This is a genomic window from Synechococcus sp. OH2, from assembly GCF_047462155.1.
Classification (GTDB): Bacteria; Cyanobacteriota; Cyanobacteriia; order Thermostichales; family Thermostichaceae; genus Thermostichus.
In genome coordinates this window covers 4,772-12,115 of sequence record NZ_JANSIR010000123.1, presented here as the reverse complement: position 1 = coordinate 12,115, position 7,344 = coordinate 4,772, and the positions used below count along the sequence as shown (strand labels likewise).

Below are 7,344 nucleotides of genomic sequence, written 5' to 3'. Positions count from 1 at the left end.
AGCACCAGCTCCAGCATCGAGCGCTCTGGATCCGCATAGCCGCGGCAGGTATTGCTCATGTCGGCATACACGCTCAAGAGCGGCGAGCGAGAAAACAGCGAGTGGTCGATGTGGGTGAGCTTGCGGTCAAACCAAATCTGCAGGCTGATCACCGGCACCCCTTCCAGCTCGCGCAGTTGCTGAAAATAGGGCAGTTCCCACCACCGGGCCGGCAGCAGCTCTTTGAGTGCATCCACCGAAAGGGCTGAGACGTAGGCGTCGGCGGTGACCTGAAGCGGCCCGGCAGGGGTGAGAAAGCGAAAGCCCGCTACACTGCCGTCGGGGTTGAGGTCGATGGCCTGCAGCGCCGCATTCAAATGCACCTGGCCGCCGCGGGCTACGATGGAGTCCACCATCGGCTGGCAAAGCCGCTCCGGCGGGGCGCCATCCAGGTAGGCGATCTTCGAGCCGTCCTTTTGGCGCAAAAAGCGGTTCAGGGCCGTCAGGGGCACCATGGCCGAGATCTCGTCTGGGTTGATGAAGGCCAACGCCTTGGAGACGGCGATAAAAATATCCGTGTTGACCCGCTCGTCAATGCCCTGCCGGCGCAGCCATTCTAAGAGGCTGTAGCGATCCATCTGCTCCACGTAGCGCTGGCCCCGCACCATGGCCGGCACTAGGCCCAGGGCAAATTTCACCTTTTCGCTCCAGGTGAGCATGTCGTTGTTGCGCAGGATGCCGACAATGGCGTTGAAGGGAGCAGGAATGTCCGGCAGGTCAAAGCGGGAGTAGGTGCCCGGCTTGTCCGGCTGGTTGAAGATCAAACTGTGTTCCTTCCACTGCAGGCGATCGGAGATGCCCAGCTCCCGGAACAGTTGCAAGGTGTTGGGGTAGGCGCCGAAAAAGTTGTGCAAACCCGTCTCAATCCAGTCACCGTCGGCATCCTTCCAGGCGGCCACCAGCCCCCCCAGCACATCCCGCCGCTCAAACAGCAGCGGCTGATGCCCGGCATCACATAGATACTTGGCACAGGCCAGCCCCGCCAGCCCTCCTCCAGCAATGGCTACACGCATGATGATGACAATGAGCAACATTATCTATTCTATTTGCAAACCGTTACAATCGCTCCAGCCACTGGCGGTGGGGAGAAAACCCGGAGAGCACTTGTTTCCCGCCGGGATCCGATCCCTGGTAGGATACGGGAGAAAAAAGCGATTCTCTTGGTTCCAGGGGGAGGGACGACGATGGCCAAACAAACACTGGGATCCCTGCTGTCATCCGGCTTTGATCTGAGCGGCAAGCGTGTGCTGGTGCGCGCCGATTTCAACGTCCCTCTGGATCCCCAGGGCAACATTACCGACGACACCCGCATCCGCGCCTCGCTGCCCACCATCCGAGCTCTGGCCCAGGCGGGGGCCAAGGTTATCCTCACCAGCCACCTGGGCCGCCCCATCAAAAAAGACAAAGAGACTGGCGCCCTCCAGATCACCCGCGAGGGCAATAGCCTCGCCCCTGTGGCTGTCCGCCTTTCCCAGCTCTTGGGCCAGCCGGTGGCCTTTGCCCCCGACTGCATTGGCCCTGAGGCGGAAGCCGTGGTCAGCCGCCTGGAAAACGGACAGGTGGCCCTCTTGGAAAACGTTCGCTTTTACCCGGAAGAGGAAGCCAACGACCCGGAATTTGCCCGCAAGCTGGCCTCGCTGGCTGACTTGTTTGTCAACGATGCCTTTGGCAGCGCCCACCGCGCCCACGCCTCCACCGCCGGCGTCACCGCCTACCTCCAGCCTGCCGTGGCCGGCTACCTGGTGGAAAAGGAGCTGCAGTTTCTCTCCGGCGCCATCGAGAACCCCCAGCGACCTCTGGCGGCCATCATTGGCGGCTCCAAAGTCTCTACTAAGATTGGCGTCATTGAGCGGCTGCTGGAAAAAGTGGACAAGCTCCTGCTGGGCGGCGGCATGATCTTCACCTTCTACCAAGCCCAAGGGATCCCAACCGGCAAGTCTTTGGTGGAAACCGACAAGCTGGAGCTGGCCCGCTCCCTGATGGAGAAGGCCAAAGCGCGGGGCGTGGAGCTACTGCTACCCGTGGATGTGGTGGTGGCCGATAAGTTTGACAAAGACGCCAACGCCCAGACGGTTTCCATCCACCAGATCCCCGATGATTGGATGGGCTTGGACATCGGCCCCGAATCGGTCAAAGCCTTCCAGGCTGCCCTGCAGGGGTGCCAAACCGTAGTCTGGAACGGGCCGATGGGTGTGTTTGAGTTCGACCGCTTTGCTGTGGGTACAGAAGCCATTGCCCGCACCCTGGCCGACCTCACCCAGGCCGGAGCCATCACCATCATTGGCGGCGGCGACTCGGTGGCGGCTGTGGAAAAAGTTGGCCTAGCGGACAAGATGACCCACATCTCCACAGGCGGCGGCGCTAGCCTGGAGCTGCTGGAGGGCAAAGAGCTGCCTGGTATTGCCGCCCTCAGCGAAGCGTAGTGTAGGTTCCTGCTTGGCTCATCCAAGCCAAAAGCAGCAAAAAAGTAGGGGCTGAGTTCAGCCCCTCTTTTGCTCTACTCGGCTCAGATGGCCGCAGCAATGGCGAGATCGGATCCGGCTTAGTGCATCACCACTTTAACGTTGGCGTTGTTCAAGCCAGGACGCTTCACCTCGGCCAAGGTCTTGTTGACGGCGTACTTCTGGTTGATGGAGTTGATCAACTCGGTTTGGTTGTGCTTCTTGGCCACGCCCCACAGATCAGCGATCAGGTCGTAGGAACCGTCGGGGTTCTTGGACCAGCCCAGATCGTAGTCGCCCTCCAACTGGGCCACAATGTCGGCACGAACACGCTGACCGTTGTAGCCACGCACATCGGCGTTCAGCTTAACGGTGTAGCCAAGGTCGCGCAGGGAGTTAACCAGGATCTGGCCATCGGTGATCTTGGTGCGCAAGGTGCTAAAATGAGACATGGTGTTTCTCTCCTTTGTGTAGGGGTTGGAACATCAACAGAAACAATGGGCAACCTCTAGCAGGGAAGGGTTAGGTTTAGCCATCTCTGCCTCTGCCAAGGCACTTTTGGCCTTTCGCCTCCTGCTAGAACTCCAGCCGCTGGTACTCGGCTACAGAGGCTGCTGCAGGCCGAGCCCGCTGCTGGGCCCATTCCCTCAACGCTACCACTTGCTCCGTCATGGTGCGAGATAGCGGTTGAGTTGCTTTCGTTGCTGCCAAAATGTCCAGTTGCGTAAATTCACGGTTCTGGGCAAACGCTTCGTACATGGCAGCAATCAAAACTTGTTCGATCTCTGCGCCGGAGAAGCCCTCGCAGGCTGCTGCTAGCTGACGCAGATCAAAGCGGCTAATATCCCGCCGCCGCTTCTTCAAGTGGATCCGGAAGATCTCCATGCGCTCGTTAATGTTGGGCAGATCCACGAAGAAGATCTCGTCAAAACGGCCCTTGCGCAGGAATTCACCCGGCAGGCGATCCACGCGGTTGGCCGTGGCCATGACAAACACCGGCGAGCGCTTCTCCTGCATCCAGGTGAGGAAGGAGCCAAAGATGCGGCTGGAGGTGCCGCCGTCGGAGTCACTGGAGCCTGCCGAGCCGGCGAAGGCTTTGTCCAGCTCGTCAATAAAGAGGATGGCCGGCGCCAGTGATTCGGCGGTGCGCAGAGCGCTGCGCAGGTTAGCCTCTGACTTGCCGACCATAGAGCCATCGTAGACCCGGCCCATATCCAGGCGCAGCAGCGGCAGGCCCCAGAGGCGGGCGGGGGTCTTGGCGATCAAGGACTTACCACAGCCAGGTACGCCCAGAATCAGGAGTCCCTTGGGCTGGGGCAAGCCGTAGGCACGGGCCCGCTCGGTGAAAGCCTCAGATCGCTGCAGCAGCCAACGCTTCAATTCCTCCAGACCGCCAACCGCGTCGATCGTCTCATCTTCTTCGATGAACTCAAGGATGCCGTTGCGCCGGATCAGTTGCTTTTTCTCAGAGAGAACGATATCGACCTCCGCCTCGCTGAGGCGACCGTGCATCACCACCGCCTTACGGTAAACTTTTTCCGCCTCGTCCTGCGTTAGGCCCAGGGCCGCTTTGACCAGCTTTTCCCGCGTCTCAGGGCTCAGGGATCCGCCGCGGGGAAGCTGCTCCAGCTGGCGGTTGAGGGTGCGCTCCAGGGCGGCCATGTCTGGCAGGGGGAAGTCGACTACGCAAATGTCTTTTTCCAGCTCGACGGGAATCACCTGCACCGGCGACATGAGCAAGATGGTTTTGTGGGATCCCTTCAAGCTGGCGATGGCATCGCGCAGCCAGCGTTTGACTTCGGTGTTGTCCAAAAAGTCGTGCAGATCTTTGAAGACGCAGATGGCGGGATCTTTTTGCTCCATCACCCATTGAATAGCCGGCTGGGGAGATTGGGTGTTGTGCTGGGTGAGGCTGCGGGGGTTGCCGTATTCGACAATGCCGTGGGTAACCGTCCAGATAAACAGGCGCCGCTGCGGCTTGAGAGTGCGAGCGATCGCTGCCAAAGCTGCCTCCGCCCGTTCTTCCTCTGGGGTGACCAGGTAGAGCAGTGGGTATTGAGCTTGGATGAGAATGCTGAGCTCTTGCATGGGAAACACCAACTGCGCGGAGGAAAATCTGAACGAAACCGACAGAAAGAAGGGGAAACGGCGTCTAGAGTTTGCCTGTCTTCAAGGTATCTGAGATATCCCGGCTTGCTCCTTGTTAACTCTTGTTCTAAACCCCTCCTATCTGCTCAAGTTCGCAAAGAGGCATACCTTTGAAATAGCGCAAAGAAACAGCGCAAAAAGCCTTAGCAGGGCACCAGCTCGTCTTGTCGTTGCTCTTCGGAGCCCGAGGCCGCTCCCCAGTATTCCGGCTCCACCTCTTCGAGGATGGCTTCAGAGGCGGACTGCTGGTGAAGCGAAACCACCTCTCCATTACGGATGACAAACGGATGGCTGCACTCAGGACAGCGGTGGACGCGGTAGGCGCTGCCTTGCACCCCTTCGATGACCTCCGGGTGCAGTAGGTAGAAGGTAAGGGCCTTCTCTGCTACTGCCGACATCGGCTCTCGCTCCACGGCAGCCCGAATCTTCAGATTCCGGTGCAGGTCAGGTGAGAGATACAACGTCACCTTTTGCTTGGCCTCTGCGCCTTCCACAACCTCTGGCCGCTGACTCATGGCTAACCGTTTCTCGTTATATGCCGGACTTGCGCCCCATGATAGCTAGTCTGCCGCCTTGACGGCAAGTTTTTAATAATCTGTAACGTTTTCCCGGAAATTGCTCAGGCTTGCGGAGATCCCTTGCTGGCGGAGTAGGCTAAGTAGGAGACTCAGAGCGGAACGAGCAGTCCCCATGGAACGCCTGATCAACACCTTCAGCAAAAATTTCTCCACCTGGAGCCGTCGGTTTCTGGTGCAGGCCGGCGACGGTTTGGCCAGCCTGAAAGACACGGCTCTAGATAACGGCAATCTGCTCCTCTGCAAAGCCCGCATCGCCCTTGCGGATGCCAGCTTCACCACCCTGCGGGCGTTTGGGTCTCGCTTTGGTTCTGGTCGCTAGCTGCCTAAATCTTGCAGCCGGTAGAGGTGGGCGTAGAGCCCGTTGCGGGCCATGAGCTCGGCGTGGGATCCCTGTTCTTTCAGTTCCCCTCGCTGCAGAACTAAGATGCGATCCACATTGCGGATGGTGGAAAGGCGATGGGCAATGATGAGGGCGGTGCGATCCCGCAGCAGAGTTTCCAGGGCGGATTGGATCAGGGCCTCCGTGCCCACATCCAGGCTGGCGGTGGCCTCGTCCAAGACCAAGATTTTCGGATCCCGCCACAGGGCCCGCACAAAGCTAATGAGCTGTTTTTGGCCGCTGGAGAGGTTGCTGCCCCGCTCTCGCACAGGGGTGGCGTAACCCTGGGGCAGCTCGCGGATGAGCTCGTGCAGGTGAAGTTGGCGGGCCACCCGCTCTACTGCCGCCAGATCCCCTGCCTCTCCCAGGGTGATGTTTTGTTGGATATCTCCAGAGAACAAGAATCCATCCTGCAGGATCACGCCCAGGTGGCGGTGCAGCTCGGCCTGGGGCAGATCGCGAATGTCCACGCCGTCGATGCGGATGCAGCCGCGAGTTACCTCGTAAAGGCGGCAAAGTAGGCGGATGATGGAGCTTTTACCGGCGCCGGTGGGCCCCACCAGGGCGACCTTTTCGCCGGGGCGGATGGTGAAGCTGAGGTCTTTGAGCACCCACTCGCCGGGGTTGTAGGCAAACCAGACCTGCTCGAACTGCACCTCCCCTTTGGCCGTTGGGGGCAGGTGGCGCGGCTGGACGGGATCCTGGATGGCGACGGGCAGGCTGAGGATGTGGTCGATGCGTTCCACGGCGGTGAACCCCGCCTGCAGGGCGGTGAACTTTTCCGCCAACTGGCGCAGGGGGTTGAAAAAGCGCTGGGAAAAGAGAATGAAGGCGTAGAGGCTGCCGAAGGTGAGGGGTTCTCGGGGTAAAGGCAGGGATCCCCCTCCGGCTGCCAGCACCTGCTGTCCGCCCACCCACAGGAGAGCGGCCACTGCCAGCCAGGCAACCCACTCCAAAACAGCGGAAAGGGCAGCGTCGTAGAGGATGGTCTGATCCACTTCTTGGATGTAGCGCCGGTTGATGGTTTGAAAAATCTCGCTGTTGAGCCGCTCCCGCCGAAACAGTTGCACCACGGCAATGCCCAAGACGTTTTCCTGGATCCAGGCGTTGAGCTTGGAGAGCTCTTCCCGCACGCGGAAGTTGGCATCGCGAAAGCGGCGCTGCAGCTCGACAACTACAGCGCTGGCCGGCAGGACAATGAGGATCAGCAGCAGGCCCAGATCCCAGCGCTGGCTGAGCATCACCACTGCGATCACCGCCAGGGTAAAGAGGTCGCTGACGATGCCGACCGCGCCGGTGGAAAACACATCCCCCAGAGCTTCTACATCGCTGGTGATGCGGGTAATCAACTTGCCCACCGGGGTGCGATCGAAAAATTGGGCCGGCAGGGCCAGCACGTGGGCAAAGAGATCGTTGCGGATGTCGCGGGTCATCAACTGCCCCAGCTTCTGGCTGGTATACCCTTCCAAGGCTTGAAAAAGCCAGCGGGCCAGCAGGGTGAGGATCAACAGGCCCGCGTAGGGCCAGAGGCCGGCGAGGATCCCACTGTTCCCTTGGGCGAGCGCTTGGGCGATGGGGCCGTCCAGGGCTCGCTGCAGGATCAAGGGCTGCACCGCATCGGCTAGGGCCAGGGGCGGCAAAAAGGCCAAGGCGGCCAACAACAGCTTCAGGTGCCGCCGGGCATAGGGCCAGAGCAGCCGCAGCAACCGCCAATCGCTGCGGGGATCCCTGTGGGAATCAGCAGCAGGAGGAAAGGTGG

Annotated in this window: 7 protein-coding genes; 2 read left to right on the top strand and 5 right to left on the bottom strand. The window is 60.2% G+C overall.

Annotated features, from left to right (window positions below; translation table 11 throughout):
- A partial coding sequence (gene pds / locus NW835_RS13565; protein WP_414415567.1) for a 15-cis-phytoene desaturase occupies positions 1–1,052 on the bottom strand: 1,052 nt, incomplete at its 3' end.
- A 171-nt stretch (positions 1,053–1,223) separates the two neighbouring features.
- Between pds and NW835_RS13560 the strand changes: the two genes are divergently transcribed.
- Positions 1,224–2,462, top strand: a complete 1,239-nt coding sequence (locus NW835_RS13560; RefSeq protein ID WP_414415558.1) for a phosphoglycerate kinase — start codon at positions 1,224–1,226, stop codon at positions 2,460–2,462.
- Positions 2,463–2,581: 119 nt separating this feature from the next.
- Here NW835_RS13560 and NW835_RS13555 read toward each other — a convergent pair whose 3' ends face one another.
- The 3 genes from NW835_RS13555 to NW835_RS13545 form a co-directional block, all read right to left on the bottom strand.
- On the bottom strand, positions 2,582–2,932 hold the full coding sequence (locus tag NW835_RS13555) for a DUF1257 domain-containing protein (RefSeq protein WP_011429224.1): 351 nt from the start codon (positions 2,930–2,932) through the stop codon (positions 2,582–2,584).
- A 124-nt stretch (positions 2,933–3,056) separates the two neighbouring features.
- Entirely contained in the window at positions 3,057–4,568 is a 1,512-nt protein-coding gene (locus NW835_RS13550) for an AAA family ATPase (protein WP_414415557.1), read from the bottom strand.
- 203 nt (positions 4,569–4,771) lie between these two features.
- Positions 4,772–5,143 carry a hypothetical protein gene (locus NW835_RS13545; protein WP_414366567.1) on the bottom strand — a complete coding sequence of 124 codons (372 nt, stop codon included), beginning with the start codon at positions 5,141–5,143 and terminating at the stop codon, positions 4,772–4,774.
- A gap of 175 nt (positions 5,144–5,318) precedes the next feature.
- Here NW835_RS13545 and NW835_RS13540 point away from each other — a divergent pair, with 175 nt between their 5' ends.
- Positions 5,319–5,525, top strand: coding sequence for a hypothetical protein (locus NW835_RS13540; protein WP_414366566.1), 207 nt, complete (start codon positions 5,319–5,321; stop codon positions 5,523–5,525).
- Here NW835_RS13540 and NW835_RS13535 read toward each other — a convergent pair.
- On the bottom strand, positions 5,522–7,344 hold a 1,823-nt coding region (locus NW835_RS13535), incomplete at its 5' end, for an ABC transporter ATP-binding protein (RefSeq protein ID WP_414415556.1). The two genes, NW835_RS13540 and NW835_RS13535, sit on opposite strands and share 4 nt — an antisense overlap.